Origin of the sequence: uncultured Roseibium sp., assembly GCF_947494555.1 — a bacterium.
GTDB lineage: Bacteria > Pseudomonadota > Alphaproteobacteria > Rhizobiales > Stappiaceae > Roseibium.
This window is the reverse complement of the sequence record NZ_CANLVF010000002.1, coordinates 901,181-918,218: the sequence shown is the minus strand read 5'-3', so window position 1 is coordinate 918,218 and position 17,038 is coordinate 901,181. Positions and strand designations below refer to the sequence as shown.

Sequence of the window (17,038 nt, the reverse complement as noted above, 5' to 3'; positions counted from 1 at the left end):
TCAGTTTGACTGCGTCTGCGTTGCCAGATTTTCAAGTCTTTCCACTGTAGCGCGGGCCAACTCCATGTCTTCTTCTGTCATATAGGACTTAAGACTGAGTGCCTTTTCCAGAGATGTAATGGCTTGCTCCTTCTGGTCGAGCGCTGCCAGCGCCATTCCGTAGTGAAACTGGGCAAGCCCGAGATTTGGCAAGCTCTGAGATGCATTTCGCAGCAGTGGAAGCGCGGACGAGTGCTCGCCCCTGAGATAGTAGATCCATCCCAGGGTGTCGAGATACTGAGGCACTTCGGACGTGCGGAACCGCTGTGCGATTTCGAAGGCACGTTCCAGTGAAGCGGGATCGCCGCGACGCTCGGAAAGAAGGCTGGCAAGGTCGTTCGCGACGATCGTGGATTCAGGATCGGATGCAAACAGGATTTCGTACTGTTCGATTGCCTCGTCGAACCGTTGTGTCTGCTGAAGGACGGTTGTCAGCATCAGGCGCAGTGCCGCGTTGTCCTCGGCCTTTGACAGCCCTGCACGGATTGCGGCCTCGGCTTCCTCCAGCCTGTTCGTCGCGGAATAGAACTGCGCAAGCGAAGTGTCTCCCAAAACACTGTCAGGATTTTCGGTGGCCGTTTTGAAGGTTTCTTCAGCCTCGGCCACCTTGTTTTGCGACAAATAGACCGAGCCAAGGAGGATCCGCGCCAGAGTGTTGTCCGGCGTTTCGTCAAGTACCGTCAACAGATGCGAAATGGCGGTATCCTGGCGTCCTGCCTGCACATAGGCACGAATAAGGTCTGGAAGCAGCGCCTGCTCGTCGCCGGCAACGGTCGCAGAGCTTTGCAACAAGGCGATGCTTTCTTCGTGCCTGTCCAGGCCACCGAGCGCCGCCGCTGCGATCTTGTCAGCTGTCTCAGTATCTCCGGCGTCGATTTTCCGAAGTGTATCCGATATTTCCTGAGCGCCGACCCAGTCGCGCCGCGCCAGCCGTTGCTGGGCAAGCAGGGTCAGAACCTCGCGATTCGACGGATTGCGTTCCCTGACCGAGTCCAGCACGCGCTCTGCCTGCTCTCCTTTGCCGTGGCGGAGCAGGAACCGAACCATCGGCAGACCGACTTCGGGTGAATTGTTATCCAGCGCGAGGGCACGAGCGAATTGTTCTTCGGCAAGAACGGAAGAACCGTCACGCTCGTATGCGCTTGCGAGCAGTGTCCTCAGCCGCGCATTTTCTGGTGCTTCGTTTAGCGCAACGAGGATATCATCGACCGCGCCCGCATTGTCGTTTCGCGAGATCTTGATATTCGAGCGAAGACGCAGGGCATCGACGTTTTTGGCATCGTCTTCAAGGACTTGATTGACCAGAGTTTCCGCCTGAGCCATATCCCCCGTCTGGCCGAGGATTGTTGCCAGCATGATCCTGGCCTGATTTTTCTGACCCTCGTCGCTCGTTTCAGAGACGACCGCTTGCAGCGAATCAATGGCGTCGGAGTGCTGGTTGGATCTGAACAGCAATTCACCCAGTGCAATACGCAGCGGGAAGGCGTCGCCACCTTGCTCGTTACGTGTCTTGATGATGTTCTCAAGTTCCTGGCGTGCTTCCTGTTGGCCTTTTTGTGCAATGACAAAGGAAACAAGCGCCAGTTGCGCGTCGTCTTCTGCCGGCCTGTCGGCGGCGAATTGTCTTATGACGCGTTCGGCGTCGTCCTTGCGTCCGTTCGCCAGATACCAGCGCACCCATGCCTGGCTGAACTGAGGTGTTTCAGGGAACAGCTCGACAAGTTCGCCAAAGAGCTTCTCGATCCCTTCCTCATCATTAAGTGCTTCCAGGACAGACAGTTTGAGTACCTGAAGTCCGACGTCTTTTGCAGCGCTGTCGGGAGCCTGGTTGAGATACCCGAGTGCGCCAACCGGGTCGGCAGCAGCCATGCGAGCCGAGGCAAGCACGACGAGTGCGTCTGTCAGTTCAGGGTCGGCCTTGAAAGCATCCTGCGCCGATTTCTCAGCTTCTTCGCGCTCGCCGTTTCTGAGCTGCAGCGTTGCCTTGGCAACGAGCACCTTCGGATCGTTGGGGGAGAGTTCGATCGCCTGGTCCAGGTATTTCTGGGCCTGCTCGACCTGGTTAGCGGTCAGCAACATATACATAAGCTTCAGTCGCGAGGGCAGGTGCGTGGCATCCTGCTCCGCAACGCCGTTGTAGACGCCATATGCTGACTGGAATTCACCTTGACGTTCCTGCAACTCGCCGAACGCAAAAAGTGCATCAATGTGTTCGGAATCGAGTTTGAGAGCATTACGAAACTCCAGGCTGGCTTTGGTGAGCTCGCCTTCCTCGACGAGTTCCAGCCCCCGTTTGTAGTGCTCTTCAGCCCGTTCCTCTGATGAGCTGCAACCCGCCAGAACCAAAACACTTAGCGAAAGCACAACGTAAGCGCCAACCTGCTTAAACCGCGGCGACAGGGGCATCGCACAAACTCCTGCAAATTTCAAAAATCTTCTATCCCCAAAATAGGGGGACAAGCATTAAAGTTCGAGTAACCAATTTGTAAAATTTGAGTCAGGGTTAAAGTGATGAGGGGACTAAAATCCCGTTCCCTGACTGACCCTTAGACAAACAGAAAATGGGGGATCATTCAATACTCGAACGATCCCCCATTCAATTTTTAGTTCTAGCTCCCGATCCGGACTAGCCTAGGACCGAGGTAGATGCCCCAGCTTAGGCAGCGTTCTTGCGACGACGCGAGATCGCGCCAGCGCCGATGAGCGCACCACCGAGCAGAAGCACGGAAGCCGGAAGCGGAACAGCAGTTGCTGCAGAGAAGGTACCCTGACCCGTGGAACCGATCTCGTTACTTGAGAACGAGAAGATGCCTGAGGTGTCGTCGAAGCCAGCTGCACTAAGTGTGCCCATCGCATCGAAGGAGATACCATCAGAAGCACTCTCGATCGCACCGATGATTGATTCGAGCGTGAAGCTGAATGCACCAGCTGTCCAAACCGTTCCCGGCAAGGAAGAGAAGTCAACGTCGGTCAGGGTGGCAGTTGCACCAACGAGACCAGAGAAGGATCCCGTAGCGCCAAGCACCGTGCCGTCACCGATGAAGTCGATACCGGTCGTGTCAGACGGATCATTGACGAAGCCAAAGATCGAAATCGTGCCGACAATCGGCATCGCATTTGCGGTGACAGTAGCACCGAGCATCGCAACGCCTGCAACAGCTGCAATTGCCGCCATTTTCAGAGTTCGAAATACGTTCATTCTATACAACCCTTTCACTACAATAAAGTGTGTTCCCGCTGCAGGGCAGCAAACCTCATATACCGCATTAACCCGATGTAAACCAAAAAAAGGAGGTAAAGTCAAACGGATTTTTTCAGAAAACTGAACAATTTGCGTGGTGAAATGCTTAATTTTCAGGCGGCGATTGCCACGGCCTTGTTTGTATTAAACAAATAACCACCCCTGTCAAAATTGTCCGGGTTTCTCCACACCCTCATGCTGCAGGCAGCCTTTCAATCAGTTGATGCAACCGGGATACACGTCGCCGGTTTGCGTTGCAGCATACCTCGCACTGCAGAAAACCGGCTCGGTTCACTATCAGAATTGCGTTGCTCAAGCGGGCTGCCGGCGAAAGAAGCGTTCTCTCATATGCCAGCGCAAATCACCGTCCGGGAATGGTTGTGCGCCTCGCAACGTCTTCTTTGCGCACAAAACCTAATCACAATTGCAGCCTTTTTGGGTATCAGCGTTGTCTGGGCTGGGTCTATCGCTTGGGGTTAGAACTCTTCAGGACTGAGTCCGGCCCGAGTGACGCGCATTTTGAAAGAATACGAAGGCCGACATCAGCGACACCGTTAGGGGCCAGAAGACGGCCGTAATCAGGGCGACCGAGAGTGAGGCCGGCGCGGCGCGTCCGGTTTCTGCCAATTCCATGGCACTCAGTGTGAAGAACGCCAAAGCTACGGCCAGGTAAACAAAAATCCCGAAACCTATAAGAAGCAACATCTTAAAATCCTGTGGGCCAGCTTTCCGAATGAACCTGCCATCTGGTGCGGCGAAATTGGTTAATAGAATATAACGATGAACAAGAAATAGGAAGGGGAAATGGTCAATCACGTGCTTTTGAGAAACCGGGCAGGGGTAAATGGCCCGATTGGTGGTGTCTCTGGAACGGTTGCTTTTGGACCTGCTGGTCGCCAGTCTTGAGGCCACAAGGCATAATCTCTCAGTCGAAACGGTCCGTTCTCATTTCGGCGCGTTTCTTTGAGATGGCGCCGTCCTGAAAGCGTCGGGTGCGTGGGTTTCACCTGAGTGGCGTTGGCGGCTCGCGGCTTCTGCCCACCAAAACAGCTGCTTGACCGTGCGGTCGAGATAACTATCCCAACTTTCCTGGTCGATGCCTTCGAGACAGATACCGTTGTCGTCGTAAACGTCTTGCGCCCTTGGCACATGCACCATTGCCGAAACCGGCAGGCATCCGAGTTCGGAAAGAAAGGTGCGCATGTTCACGGCCGCCCTTGCGCCACCCCATTGTCCTGCCGAGTAAGTCACGATCGCGCTCGGTTTATAAGAGAACAGCGAGCTGCCGAAATGATTGAGCAAATGCGCAAGGGTGGGCGACATGGAATGATTGTATTCCGGGCTAACCATCACATAGCCGTCAGCAGAAGCAATTTTGGCTTCGAGCTGCTCAAGCTGAGCCGGTGCTTTGCCGCGCGCAAATGAAAAGTGGGGCTTGAAGGGTCGGGGAAGATCGATCTCCAGAGGATCTATCAGACTATGGGTCGCGCCATTGGCATCAAGCCTGCGGCGGCAAGCTGCGGCGACACGCTCTCCAAGCCGTTGCGGTCGCGGCGGTGTGCTCGCGCGTTCCGTGCCAAGAAATACCAGGAAATTCATAACGCTTCGCCTCGCGAAAAGATGTCTTTGGAAATTGATGAGGCCCGATGAGCGTGCGCAACCAGGCTGCGAAAAGCGGGTGCAGATCTGCAGTTCAGTCAATTTTCGCGTAATACCTTTACAATGCCTTTGCTGCGAAGCAAACGCCTCTACATCGCTAAAATGTCACTGTAGGGCGCTTAATGCTCCTCAAATTACGCAAATTTCTCAAAATGAAACTTAACGGTCGACAAATGGTATTAAATAGGTATTATATTTGCGGGACTGACGGGGCTCGCTCAGCCGCAATATCGTCGTTTGCTTGGGTGCAAGGAAGCGCGGGCGTGGCAACAAAGCTGCGAATGTCATGGTTTTGCGAGAACGGCATCGCACCGTCAGACTGAAACAAGAGAATAAAGACACAATCGCTTGAAAACAGGGAACAGCGCAATGACACGTAAGTTTTTATCCTTGGTAATGGTCAGCACGGCTCTTGTGACAAGCAGTGCCTATGCGGATGACGTCACATTGACAATCGAGAGCTGGCGCAATGACGATCTCGCGCTCTGGCAGGAAAAGATCATTCCTGCATTTGAGGCTTCGCATCCCGGCATCAAGGTCAAGTTCACGCCGTCCGCACCCACAGAGTACAATGCGGCGCTGAATTCCAAATTGGATGCCGGTTCTGCCGGCGATCTCATTACCTGTCGTCCGTTCGACGCGTCGCTGGCACTTTTCGATGCCGGTCATTTGGTCGATCTCGATGACATGGAGGCGATGAGCAACTTTTCCGACGTTGCCAAAGCCGCCTGGCAGTCGGACGACGGGTCAGCAAGCTTTTGTGTGCCGATGGCATCGGTGATTCACGGGTTCATCTACAACAAGGACGCGTTTAACGAACTTGGCGTTTCCGTTCCCGCGACGGAAGAAGAGTTCTTCGCCGTTTTGGACAAGTTCAAGGAAGACGGCAGTTATATCCCGATGGCGATGGGCACCAATGATCAGTGGGAAGCCGCTACGATGGGCTACAACAACATCGGTCCGAACTACTGGAAAGGCGAGGAAGGCCGAAACGCTCTTATCAAAGGCGAGCAGAAACTCACCGATGAGCAGTGGGTCGCGCCTTATGCGACGCTCGCAAAGTGGGGGGCTTACCTTGGCGACGGCTACGAGGCGCAGACCTACCCGGACAGCCAGAACCTGTTCACGCTGGGGCGTGCGGCGATCTATCCGGCGGGAAGCTGGGAAATTGCAGGCTTCAACACACAGGCAGATTTTGAAATGGGCGCATTCAAGCCGCCTGTCCGGAATGCCGGTGACACCTGCTACATCTCCGATCACACGGATATCGGCATCGGAATGAACGCGGCCACAGAGAACCCTGATGCGGCCAAAACATTCCTGGCCTGGGTTGCGTCTCCGGATTTCGCTTCCATTTTCGGGAATGCACTTCCCGGATTTTTCCCACTTTCGAAGACGCCGGTCGAACTCGAGGATCCGCTCGCAAAGGAGTTTGTCGGTTGGCGTGAAGAGTGCGAAAGCACGATCCGTTCGACGTACCAGATCCTTTCCCGTGGAACACCAAACCTTGAAAACGATACCTGGGGCGCCTCTGTAGCGGCAATCAAGGGTACGGATTCGCCTGAAGCGCTCGGCAAGAAGCTGCAGGACGGTCTCGCGAACTGGTACGCGCCGCACCAGTAAAACTTCACATCTTGCGATCATATCCGGACGAGTTCAGCTCGTCCGGACCCCTTCGACCGGAGCTTCGGATGAGCAAGCCTCGTTTTCGCTGGCATATTGTCGTGTTCCTGGCCCCTGCGGTTCTCGTCTACACGGCGGTCATGATCTTCCCGCTTTTCAACACGTTGCGGCTTGCTCTTTACAGCAAGATTGATCAAGAGCGTGTTTTCGTCGGACTTCAGAACTTCACGACGTTGTTTGGGGACGCGATCTGGGCGGATCAGTTCTGGAATGCCCTGGGTAACAATTTCTGGTTCTTCCTGGTTCACATGCTCGTCCAGAACCCGATTGGGATTGCGCTTGCCGCTATACTTTCTCATCCGCGGTTGCGTTTCGCCGCGTTCTATCGCTCGGCGATTTTCATTCCGACGATTCTCTCGTTCGTGATTGTCGGATTTGCCTGGAAACTGATTCTGTCGCCGATCTGGGGCATCGCGCCCTCGATGCTCGATGCGGTTGGCTTGAAATGGCTCTACGCACCTTGGCTTGGCAAAGAAGAATACGCGCTGACGGCCCTGTCATTGATCTCGGTCTGGCAATTCATCGGCATTCCCATGATGCTGATCTATGCGGCGCTGCTTTCCATTCCCGAAGAAATTCTTGAAGCAGGAGAGATCGACGGCATCACCGGAATGTCCGCCTTCTGGAAAATCAAGCTGCCGCTCATCCTGCCCTCGATCGGTATCATCTCGATCCTGACATTCGTCGGCAACTTCAACGCCTTCGATCTGATCTATGCTGCTCAGGGTGCCCTCGCGGGGCCGGATTTTTCGACCGATATTCTTGGCACGTTCCTTTATCGCACCTTCTTCGGCTTTCAGCTTCAGCTGGGCGATCCGTATATGGGCTCAGCAATCGCCAGCGCCATGTTCGCGATCATTCTGGTCGGTGTCTGTATTTACCTTTTCGGCATCCAGACGCGGATGCGCAGATATCAGCTGTAAGGGGAGGGAAAGATGAACAAAGCCCGCACGAACCCTTTCAACACAGCCGCGATGCATGGCGCGCTGATCCTTTACACGCTGATCGCCCTGTTTCCGGTCTTCGTGATCCTGATCAACAGTTTCAAGAACCGGAAGGCGATCTTCCGTGAACCGTTGAGCTTGCCGAACGCCGACACGTTTTCCATGATCGGCTACCAGACAGTGATGAAACAGGGGGACTTCTTCCTCTATTTCCAGAACTCAATGATCGTCACTGTCGTCTCGCTGTTCTTCATCCTGCTATTCGGAGCCATGGCAGCTTTCGCGCTCAGCGAATACAGGTTTCGCGGCAATCTGCTGATGGGGCTTTATCTGGCTCTCGGGATCATGATCCCGATCCGGATCGGAACCGTCGCCATCCTCGAAATGATGGTTGCGACAGGGCTGGTGAATACACTGTTCGCCCTGATCCTGGTCTATACGGCTCAAGGCCTGCCGCTTGCGGTCTTTATCTTGAGCGAGTTCATGCGCCAGGTCTCCGACGACCTCAAGAATGCGGGCCGGATCGATGGCCTTTCCGAATACACGATTTTCTACCGCCTCGTTCTGCCGCTGGTGCGTCCGGCGATGGCGACCGTTGCGGTCTTCAACATGATCCCGATCTGGAACGACCTCTGGTTCCCGCTGATTCTGGCGCCGGCGGAAGAGACAAAGACCCTGACGCTCGGAAGCCAGGTTTTCATCGGCCAGTTCGTCACCAACTGGAACGCGGTGTTGTCAGCGCTCAGCATGGCCATCCTGCCGGTGCTGATCCTTTATGTGATCTTTTCCCGGCAGCTGATCCGCGGCATCACTTCAGGAGCTGTCAAATGAGCCGTGTACTGATTGCCGGGCTCGGCAATATGGGCCTTTCTCATGCGCTCGCGCACCATCGGAATGACGCCTCCGAGATTGTCGCTCTTGTGAACCGTTCTGGAGAGGTCGATCATGCGGAGCTGGGCGGATATCCGGTCTTCAACAGCTACGAAGTCGCCCTTGAAAAGACGTCGCCGGACCTGGTGGTGATCGCCACTTATTCAGACAGTCATGCCGATTATGCAGTCGCGGCCATGCATGCCGGGGCACATGTCTTTGTCGAAAAGCCGCTGGCGACGACGGTTGAAGACGCCAGGCGGGTCGTGGCATGTGCCCAGGAGACAAACAAGAAGCTGGTTGTTGGCTATATCCTGCGTCATCACCCGTCCTGGGTGAGGCTGATTGAGGAAGCCCGGGCCCTCGGCGGCCCATACGTATTCCGCATGAACCTCAACCAGCAGAGCACTGGTGCCGAATGGGAAACGCACAAGGCTCTGATGCAGACAACAGCGCCGATTGTCGACTGCGGTGTGCACTATGTCGATGTCTGGTGCCAGATCACGGACGCAGTTCCCGTCACGGTCAACGGCATGGGATTGCGGCTTTCCGACGAGATCGCACCGGACATGTACAATTACGGGCAGTTTCAGGTGACTTTCGACGACGGATCCGTCGGTTGGTACGAAGCGGGCTGGGGCCCGATGATGTCTGAGACGGCGTTCTTCGTGAAAGACGTCGTTTCACCTGCCGGGTCTGTGTCCATCGTAGAGGGCAACAAGGGTGATTCTGCTGACGTCGACGGCCACACCAAAGTCGGCGGCTTGCTTGTTCATCGCCCAGGCGCAGACACGAATATCGATCTGCCGGATGAGCCCGGTCACCAGGAGCTCTGCGATGCCGAGCAGGTCTATATGCTGCGCGCAATATCAGAAAACATCGATTTGACGCGGCACATGCAGGATGCCGTCCGCTCGCTCGCCATTTGTCTGGCCGCAGACCAGAGCGTGCGCACAGGAAAGCCTGTATCACTGAAGGAGCCAACGCCATGACGGCGCTCACGCTGAAAAACGTCAACAAGTCGTTTGGTTCGGTTCATGTCCTCAAGGATGTAAATCTTGAGGTCGATGAGGGTGAATTCGTTGTTTTCGTCGGCCCGTCAGGCTGCGGCAAATCCACCCTTCTTCGCGTCATTGCCGGACTTGAGGATGTCACCTCCGGCGACATCCACATCGGCGGTGAACAGGTGAATTTCACACCGCCTTCGAAACGCGGCATCGCCATGGTGTTCCAGAGCTACGCGCTTTACCCGCACTTGAACGTCAGAGGCAACATGTCGCTGGCCTTGAAGCAGGAAAGGCAAAGCAAGGACGTCATCGAACAGCGGATCGCCGAAGCCTCGCGGATGCTGAACTTGCAGGAATATCTTGAGCGGTTTCCGTCCGAACTCTCCGGCGGCCAGCGCCAGCGTGTCGCAATCGGCCGGGCCATCGTGCGCCATCCGAAGCTTTTCCTGTTCGATGAACCTCTATCAAATTTGGATGCCGCGCTCAGAATGAACACGCGGCTGGAGATTGCCAACCTGCACCGCCAGCTGGAAGCGTCGATGATCTATGTTACCCATGATCAGTCCGAGGCGATGACGCTTGCCGACAAGATCGTTGTCTTGCGTGACGGGTATGTGGAACAGATCGGCAGTCCGATGGAACTCTACAACAATCCGGTCAACAAGTTTGTTGCCGGATTCCTTGGGTCCCCGGCTATGAACTTCCTGCCGGCCGGCTTGCTGAAGGAGGGCGACGAGCGGACCCTCGGCGTGCGTCCGGAAGATCTCGTTCTGTCTGACAGCGGAGCGTTGAAGGCGACCGTGGAACATGTCGAGCATTTGGGCGGCGACACCAATGTCATTGCCAGATTGAGGGGACACCAGGTCACCGCAAGGCTTTTCGGGCAGCATGCGATTGAGCCGGGGAGGGAACTGGATCTCTCTATTTCAGATGGCAAGTCTTTTTATTTTGATGCAGCAGGTGATCGTTTGAATGCGTGATCGCGCTTACGCGGCAACAGCGAAACTGGCGTTGGCGGGTGTTTCGCTTAGCAGCCAGCGCAACTGGTTTTTCGCCGTCACCATCCGCGACTTTACGGTACCGACCGGGCATTCGAGAATGTCGGCAATCTCGGAATAAAGGTAGCCTTCAAAGAAGGTGAGTTCGACGATCGTTCTGAGGTCCGGCTTCAGCTTTTGAAGAGCATCTCTCAGATCGCGTCGTTGGATGATGGTATCGGCTGTATCATCACCGGCAGGGATCTCACATGAATCGATATCGAGTTCTTGTGTCCGCCGGTTTCGTTTTTGCCGCTGCTTGATCGCGAGCCGGTAGGCGATCCCGAACATCCATGTGGTTGCCTTTGAGCGGCCCTGAAACCTTTCGGACGTCCGCCAGACCACCAGGAAGGTGTCGTTCGTGACTTCCTCGGCAGATTGATGGTCTCCCGTGACCCGGCGCGCGAAATGCAGCAATCTCGACGAATGCCTTCGATGGATTGTCTCGAATGCGATCTGATCGCCCTTTGTAACGGCGTGCAGCAGCTGATCATCGTCGCACCAAGGTGTGTGTTCTCTCGCGTTATTGACCGGGTGAATATGTCCCATCTTCAGCGCCAATCCTTAAGCAAAGGAGTTGCGTTCGCAGGCTCGGGGGATAAGCCGGCGCTCTCGCAGTCCTGTCCAATTCCAATCTGAAGTTCGCAGTTCTCTGCAGAACCTGAGCCTAGGATGGCGATCTTCCGCCTCAGCACTTATGACGCGCGTCACAACCAAAGAACTGTGCTGTCACGAGATGCACCAGAATCATCGCAACGCGTTGAGTTCGTCGGCTGCAGGGCTTTAAAAAGGAGATTGAAGGGAAGCGGCAAAGAAAAAGCCCCGCCGGTGGCAGACCGGCGAGGCTTCCAACAGAGTTTTGTCGAGTGAGTTATGCGAAGAGGAAGTCGTCCGTGCTGAAATCGTCGACGCTTGCGTTTTCAAAGGTGATCAGCTTGCCGTTGACGTCGAGCTGTACGTCATCGCCATCCTGCACAAGCTGGTTCACAAGATCAGACGCCGTCAGGTTTTCATCCGTGATGAAAAGGAGCCGGTCCTCGTTGAGGTCGAAGTCGGTGATAATCTTCACTCCCGTGTCTTCGGCAGTAAACACGAACGTATCCGCGCCTTCGCCGCCCGCCAGAATATCAAAGCCAGATCCGCTGCGGATGACATTGTCCTGAGCGTCGCCCGTGATGACGTCATCGAAGTCTGTGCCGGTAACATTTTCAAAGTTCACTGCCGTCGAACCGTCCAGCGTACCGGCCGCAAGATCGACCTCAACACCGCCAGCAGCCCGCGACAGGTCCAATGTGTCAATGCCGTCGCCGCCATCCAGATCCAGCTTGATTTCGTCCAGAACGTTGTCGACGATCTGTGCCGTGTCGTCTCCGCCGCCGAAATTGGTTTCAAGCACTTCCGTATCGCGGATGTCGAGCTGGAAGAGCCCGTTGACGGTCTGGTCATTGACTTCAACTCGCGCGAACTGCACGCCGTCCGGTGTCACGGAAAATTCAGCAACATCCTTGTTCTGAAGATCGTTGTTGACGAGATCTGTATTGAAGTTGACCTGGACCCGGTCGTAGTCGGCGCCGCCATCCATCAGGTCCGAACCGTCACCATTGTTCCACACAAGCAAATCATCACCGTCTTCGCCGAAGACGAAATCATTTCCCTTGTTGGCGACCAGAGTGTCGTTGCCGGCACGACCATAGATCGTGTCGACGCCGCCAAGCCCGGAAATGACATTGTCCTGATCGTCTCCGGCAATCTTGTCGTCGAACTCAGTGCCTATGACGTTCTCGAAATTGACGGCCCTGGAGTTTTCCAGGGTGCCAGCGGCAAGGTCGACATCAACACCGCCAGCAGCCCGCGACAGGTCCAATGTGTCAATGCCGTCGCCGCCATCCAGATCCAGTTTGATCTCGTCCAGAACGTCGTCGACGATCTGTGCCGTATCGTCTCCGCCGCCGAAATTGGTTTCAAGCACTTCCGTATCGCGGATGTCGAGCTGGAAGAGCCCGTTGACGGTCTGGTCATTGACTTCAACTCGCGCGAAATTCACGCCGTCTGGTGTGACGGAAAATTCAGCAACATCCTTGTTCTGAAGATCGTTGTTGACGAGATCTGTATTGAAGTTGACCTGGACCCGGTCGTAGTCGGCGCCGCCATCCATCAGGTCCGAACCGTCGCCGTTGTTCCATACAAGCAAATCATCACCGTCTTCACCGAAGACAAAATCGTTGCCCTTGTTGGCGACCAGCGTGTCGTTGCCGGCACGACCATAGATCGTGTCGACGCCGCCAAGCCCGGAAATGACATTGTCCTGATCGTCTCCGGTAATCTTGTCGTCGAACTCCGTGCCGATAACGTTCTCGAAATTGACGGCCTTGGAATTCTCTACCGTGCCCGCGCTCAAGTCGACCTCGACGCCTTCGGCAGCTCTGGCGAGATCCAGAGTGTCGATGCCATCACCGCCATCCAGATCCAGTTTGATCTCATCAAGAACCGTATCGAGGATCTGTGCCGTATCGTCACCGCCGCCGAAATTGGTCTCGAGCACTTCCGTTTTGCGAATGTCGAGTTGGAACAGACCGTTGATGTTCTGGTCGTTCAGTTCAACCCTTGCAAACTGGACACCCTTGGGCGTGACGGAAAATTCGGCGACATCCTTGTTTTGAAGGTCGTTATTGACGAGGTCAGTGTTGAAATTGACCTGAACGCGGTCGTATCCGCGACCGCCGTTCATAAGATCCGACCCATCACCGTTGTTCCAGACCAGAATGTCGTCGCCGGCACCGCCGAACATCCGGTCGTTGCCCTTGTTGCCGACCAGACGGTCATCGCCTTTGCCCCCGCGAAGGGTGTCCTCGCCGTCGCCGCCGTTCAGATTGTCGTTGCCGCGACCTCCTGAAATCTTGTCATTTCCTGCGCCGCCAAAGGCGAGGTCGTTGCCATATCCACCGAAGATCTTGTCGTTACCCATGCCGCCGAACATCAGGTCGTTGCCGAAGCCGCCGTAGATCTTGTCGTTGCCATAGCCGCCGAAAATCAGATCATTTCCGAAACCACCGAAGATGTGGTCGTTACCCTTGCCGCCAAAGATGAGGTCGTTGCCGAACCCGCCGAAGATTTTGTCGTTGCCGCCGTTACCGAATATCAGGTCATTGCCAAAGCCGCCAAAGAGAAGATCTCCTTGATTGGATCCGTTGATGAATTGAGGGCGGAAGAAATTCAGGAAGGAATAAAGGAAGCTCATTTCAGATCTCCAGTCGTCTTGAAAAAAGCACCTGCATCGGCCCGCCGGGTGCGGCGGGTCTGTTCAAAACTGTGATTGGGAAAGTGTGCCGGTGCGCTCGCGAGGTGCGAGTACCTGTGTGTTCCCGGCTGGCCGGAAAAGGTTCAAAAAAATCTCAGAAATCTATTCAGCCTGGTGCTGCCTAACAAAAAAGCCGCCCAAGTCTCCCCGGGCGGCCGTCATTTTGAAAGGGTCAGGCGATCACTCGATCATGGTCAGCAGCTTGTCGAGGCTGGCCTTGGCGTCGCCATAGTACATCCGCGTGTTTTCCTTGTAGAACAGCGGGTTCTCGATGCCCGAATAGCCCGTACCCTGACCGCGCTTGGAAACAAACACCTGCTTGGCCTTCCAGACTTCCAGGACCGGCATGCCGGCAATCGGAGAGTTTGGATCTTCCTGGGCGGCCGGATTGACGATGTCGTTGGAGCCGATAACGATGGCGACGTCCGTTTCCGGAAAGTCCTCGTTGATCTCGTCCATCTCAAGAACGATATCGTACGGAACTTTGGCTTCCGCCAGTAGCACGTTCATGTGGCCGGGAAGACGGCCGGCAACCGGGTGGATGGCAAACCGGACATTCTTGCCTTTGGCCCTGAGGCGCTTGGTCAGTTCGCTGACCGACTGCTGCGCCTGGGCCACCGCCATGCCGTAGCCGGGAACGATGATGACGTTGTCCGCGTCGTCGAGAGCCGCGGCCACACCATCGGCATCGATGGCGATCTGTTCGCCTTCAACTTCCATCGCCGGTCCCGCGGTATTGCCGAAGCCGCCAAGGATGACGGAAATGAACGACCGGTTCATTGCCTTGCACATGATGTAGGACAGGATCGCACCGGACGAGCCCACAAGCGCGCCGACGACGATCAGGAGGTCGTTACCGAGCGAGAAGCCGATGGCCGCCGCTGCCCAGCCCGAATAACTGTTCAGCATCGAGACGACGACCGGCATATCCGCCCCGCCGATGCCCATGATCAGGTGATAGCCGATAAAGAAGGCCAGCAACGTCATGAGAATGAGCGTCCAGATGCCGGCTCCATTGAGGAACAGGATCAGCAGAATGAACGACAGGATCGCGGCGCTTGCATTGAGGGCGTGGCCACCGGGCAGCTTTTCCGCTTTGGAGGTGATCTTTCCGGCCAGCTTGCCGAACGCCACGACCGACCCGGTGAATGTTACGGCACCGATGAAGACGCCAAGGAAAACCTCGACCTTCAGGATGGCCTGCTCGGCGGCCGTCTTCTTGGCCAGAATGGCGGCGAAGCCTTCCAGTGCCTTGCGCTCTTCGTCGCTCATGGCCAGCACGCGCCCAAGTTCGATATAGGCGTTGAAGCCGACGAAGACAGCAGCCAGACCGACCAGAGAGTGCATGGCAGCGACCAGCTGCGGCATTTCAGTCATCTGGACGCGCTGGGCGACGAAATAACCGATCAAACCGCCGCCGGCGATGAGAATCAGCGACAGCAGCCAAAGGCCGGAGCCAGGCCCGATAAGCGTCGCGACAACAGCGAGCGCCATGCCGACAATGCCGTACCAGACGGCACGTTTTGCGCTTTCTTCACCGGACAGGCCGCCAAGCGAGAGAATGAACAAGATAGCCGCAACCACATAAACGGCAGTGGTGAAACCAAATTCCATGGTTCGGCCTCCTTAGGACTTCTGGAACATGGCGAGCATGCGCCGTGTGACGAGGAAACCGCCGAAAATGTTTATTCCGGCCATGAATATGGAAAGACCTGCGAGCAGGATGATCAGGAACGAACCCGACCCCACTTGTAGCAACGCGCCGACAATGATGATCGACGAGATGGCGTTGGTCACCGCCATCAAAGGTGTGTGCAGCGAATGGCTGACGTTCCAGATGACCTGGAAGCCGACAAAGACCGCGAGCACGAACACGATGAAGTGCTGCAGGAAGCTGGCAGGTGCGACCAGACCGACCAGAAGCATGAAGAGACCCCCGACGGCCAGGAGCGTGACCTGTTGCTTCGTCTGCGCCTTGAACGCGGCAACTTCCTGTGCGCGCTTTTCTTCGGGCGTCAGCTCTTTGGGCTTTTCCTTGGATTTTGCCGCAATCGCCTGAACCTTTGGTGGCGGTGGTGGGAAAGTGATTTCCCCTTCATGCGTCACCGTTGAGCCGCGAATGACGTCGTCTTCCATGTTGTGAACCAGTTGCCCGTCTTTTTCTGGGGTCAGGTCTGTCATCATGTGACGAATGTTTGTTGCATAAAGACTGGAGGACTGCGCCGCCATGCGGGACGGAAAGTCGGTGTAGCCGATGATGGTCACGCCATTGTCCGTCACGACCTTCTCGTCCGCGACAGTTCCTTCCGCGTTGCCGCCGCGCTCGGCAGCCAGATCGATGATGACCGACCCCGGCTTCATGGCCTTGACCATGTCTTCCAGCCAGAGTTTCGGGGCAGGGCGGTTGGGGATCAGCGCCGTGGTGATGACAATGTCTATCTCGGGCGCAAGCTCACGGAACTTTGCCAACTGCGCTTCGCGAAACTCCGGCGAGGAGACGCTGGCATAGCCACCACTCGAAGCACCATCCTGCTGTTCTTCTTCAAAGTCGAGGTAGACAAATTCTGCGCCCATGGATTCGACCTGCTCGGCGACTTCCGGGCGCACGTCGAACGCGTAAGTGATCGCCCCGAGAGACGTCGAGGTGCCAATGGCGGCGAGGCCGGCAACGCCTGCTCCAACAACCAGTACCTTGGCTGGCGGAACTTTGCCCGCAGCCGTGATCTGGCCGGTGAAAAAACGCCCGAAATTGTTTCCCGCCTCGATGACCGCACGATAGCCGGCAATATTGGCCATGGAGGAAAGCGCATCCATCTTCTGCGCGCGCGAAATCCGCGGAACCATCTCCATGGCAATGACGTTGGCGCCCGTTTCCTTCGCGCCCTCAAGCCCCTTTTCGTTGCCGCCGGGATTGAAGAAGGAAATCAGGGTCTTGCCTTTTGTCAGGTAACCCATTTCCTTGTCGTCCGGCTGGCGGACCTTCGCGACGATATCCGATTTCTTCCAAAGACTGGGCGCCGTTTTCACGATTTCAACGCCGGCTTCCTGGTAAGCCTCGTCCGAAAAACCAGCTGCCTTCCCGGCCCCACTCTGCACAAGACAGGTGTAACCGAGTTTCTGCAGCTGTTTCGCCGACTCCGGGGTCATGGCCACACGGGCCTCCCCGGGAAAGACTTCCTTTGGTGTGCCAATCTTAAGGGCTTCTGACATTTGTCGCTCCGAGATGGTGACCGGGACGTGGCCTGACGAGAGAGAATCCG

General features: G+C 55.9%; 13 protein-coding genes. 5 read left to right on the top strand and 8 right to left on the bottom strand.

Features of this window, described 5'->3' with window-relative positions; genetic code table 11:
- From Q0915_RS12695 to Q0915_RS12680, 4 genes are all read right to left on the bottom strand, one after another.
- Positions 1-2,445, bottom strand: a complete 2,445-nt coding sequence (locus tag Q0915_RS12695; protein WP_299471893.1) for a tetratricopeptide repeat protein — start codon at positions 2,443-2,445, stop codon at positions 1-3.
- A 250-nt stretch (positions 2,446-2,695) separates the two neighbouring features.
- On the bottom strand, positions 2,696-3,238 hold the full coding sequence (locus Q0915_RS12690) for a VPLPA-CTERM sorting domain-containing protein (RefSeq protein WP_299471892.1): 543 nt from the start codon (positions 3,236-3,238) through the stop codon (positions 2,696-2,698).
- Between the two features lie 528 nt (positions 3,239-3,766).
- Positions 3,767-3,985, bottom strand: a complete 219-nt coding sequence (locus Q0915_RS12685) for a hypothetical protein (protein WP_299471891.1) — start codon at positions 3,983-3,985, stop codon at positions 3,767-3,769.
- A 240-nt stretch (positions 3,986-4,225) separates the two neighbouring features.
- A complete protein-coding gene (locus Q0915_RS12680; protein WP_299471890.1) occupies positions 4,226-4,879 on the bottom strand; it encodes an NAD(P)H-dependent oxidoreductase in 654 nt (217 codons plus the stop codon).
- Positions 4,880-5,308: 429 nt separating this feature from the next.
- Between Q0915_RS12680 and Q0915_RS12675 the strand changes: the two genes are divergently transcribed.
- The 5 genes from Q0915_RS12675 (at position 5,309) to Q0915_RS12655 (ending at position 10,423) form a co-directional block, all read left to right on the top strand.
- Complete coding sequence (locus tag Q0915_RS12675; RefSeq protein ID WP_299471889.1) at positions 5,309-6,562, top strand: ABC transporter substrate-binding protein; 1,254 nt, start codon at positions 5,309-5,311, stop codon at positions 6,560-6,562.
- A 68-nt stretch (positions 6,563-6,630) separates the two neighbouring features.
- Positions 6,631-7,545: a sugar ABC transporter permease gene (locus Q0915_RS12670; RefSeq protein WP_299471888.1), complete on the top strand. Its 915-nt coding sequence runs from the start codon at positions 6,631-6,633 to the stop codon at positions 7,543-7,545.
- 12 nt (positions 7,546-7,557) lie between these two features.
- Entirely contained in the window at positions 7,558-8,397 is an 840-nt protein-coding gene (locus Q0915_RS12665; RefSeq protein WP_299471887.1) for a carbohydrate ABC transporter permease, read from the top strand.
- A complete protein-coding gene (locus Q0915_RS12660; protein WP_299471886.1) occupies positions 8,394-9,428 on the top strand; it encodes a Gfo/Idh/MocA family oxidoreductase in 1,035 nt (344 codons plus the stop codon). The genes Q0915_RS12665 and Q0915_RS12660 overlap by 4 nt, the downstream gene beginning before the upstream one ends.
- Positions 9,425-10,423 (top strand): ABC transporter ATP-binding protein, encoded by a 999-nt coding sequence (locus tag Q0915_RS12655; RefSeq protein WP_299471885.1) that lies wholly within the window; start codon positions 9,425-9,427, stop codon positions 10,421-10,423. The genes Q0915_RS12660 and Q0915_RS12655 overlap by 4 nt, the downstream gene beginning before the upstream one ends.
- 6 nt (positions 10,424-10,429) lie before the next feature.
- Here the strand turns inward: Q0915_RS12655 and Q0915_RS12650 are convergent, their stop codons facing one another.
- The 4 genes from Q0915_RS12650 to Q0915_RS12635 form a co-directional block, all read right to left on the bottom strand.
- Positions 10,430-11,029: a sigma-70 family RNA polymerase sigma factor gene (locus Q0915_RS12650; RefSeq protein WP_299471884.1), complete on the bottom strand. Its 600-nt coding sequence runs from the start codon at positions 11,027-11,029 to the stop codon at positions 10,430-10,432.
- Between the two features lie 322 nt (positions 11,030-11,351).
- A complete protein-coding gene (locus Q0915_RS12645) occupies positions 11,352-13,718 on the bottom strand; it encodes a calcium-binding protein (RefSeq protein WP_299471883.1) in 2,367 nt (788 codons plus the stop codon).
- Positions 13,719-13,958: 240 nt separating this feature from the next.
- Entirely contained in the window at positions 13,959-15,392 is a 1,434-nt protein-coding gene (locus Q0915_RS12640; RefSeq protein ID WP_299471882.1) for an NAD(P)(+) transhydrogenase (Re/Si-specific) subunit beta, read from the bottom strand.
- Between the two features lie 12 nt (positions 15,393-15,404).
- Positions 15,405-16,988, bottom strand: a complete 1,584-nt coding sequence (locus Q0915_RS12635; RefSeq protein ID WP_299471881.1) for a Re/Si-specific NAD(P)(+) transhydrogenase subunit alpha — start codon at positions 16,986-16,988, stop codon at positions 15,405-15,407.
- Positions 16,989-17,038 lie beyond the last annotated feature (50 nt).

Bases quoted from the DNA above. Each gene is read 5' to 3' on its own strand.
- Q0915_RS12640 (WP_299471882.1), bottom strand. From the start codon at position 15,392: ATGGAATTTGGTTTCACCACTGCCGTTTATGTGGTTGCGGCTATCTTG.
- Q0915_RS12635 (WP_299471881.1), bottom strand. From the start codon at position 16,988: ATGTCAGAAGCCCTTAAGATTGGCACACCAAAGGAAGTCTTTCCCGGG.
- Q0915_RS12695 (WP_299471893.1), bottom strand. From the start codon at position 2,445: ATGCCCCTGTCGCCGCGGTTTAAGCAGGTTGGCGCTTACGTTGTGCTT.
- Q0915_RS12650 (WP_299471884.1), bottom strand. From the start codon at position 11,029: ATGGGACATATTCACCCGGTCAATAACGCGAGAGAACACACACCTTGG.
- Q0915_RS12675 (WP_299471889.1), top strand. From the start codon at position 5,309: ATGACACGTAAGTTTTTATCCTTGGTAATGGTCAGCACGGCTCTTGTG.
- Q0915_RS12660 (WP_299471886.1), top strand. From the start codon at position 8,394: ATGAGCCGTGTACTGATTGCCGGGCTCGGCAATATGGGCCTTTCTCAT.
- Q0915_RS12645 (WP_299471883.1), bottom strand. From the start codon at position 13,718: ATGAGCTTCCTTTATTCCTTCCTGAATTTCTTCCGCCCTCAATTCATC.
- Q0915_RS12685 (WP_299471891.1), bottom strand. From the start codon at position 3,985: ATGTTGCTTCTTATAGGTTTCGGGATTTTTGTTTACCTGGCCGTAGCT.
- Q0915_RS12680 (WP_299471890.1), bottom strand. From the start codon at position 4,879: ATGAATTTCCTGGTATTTCTTGGCACGGAACGCGCGAGCACACCGCCG.
- Q0915_RS12690 (WP_299471892.1), bottom strand. From the start codon at position 3,238: ATGAACGTATTTCGAACTCTGAAAATGGCGGCAATTGCAGCTGTTGCA.
- Q0915_RS12665 (WP_299471887.1), top strand. From the start codon at position 7,558: ATGAACAAAGCCCGCACGAACCCTTTCAACACAGCCGCGATGCATGGC.
- Q0915_RS12655 (WP_299471885.1), top strand. From the start codon at position 9,425: ATGACGGCGCTCACGCTGAAAAACGTCAACAAGTCGTTTGGTTCGGTT.
- Q0915_RS12670 (WP_299471888.1), top strand. From the start codon at position 6,631: ATGAGCAAGCCTCGTTTTCGCTGGCATATTGTCGTGTTCCTGGCCCCT.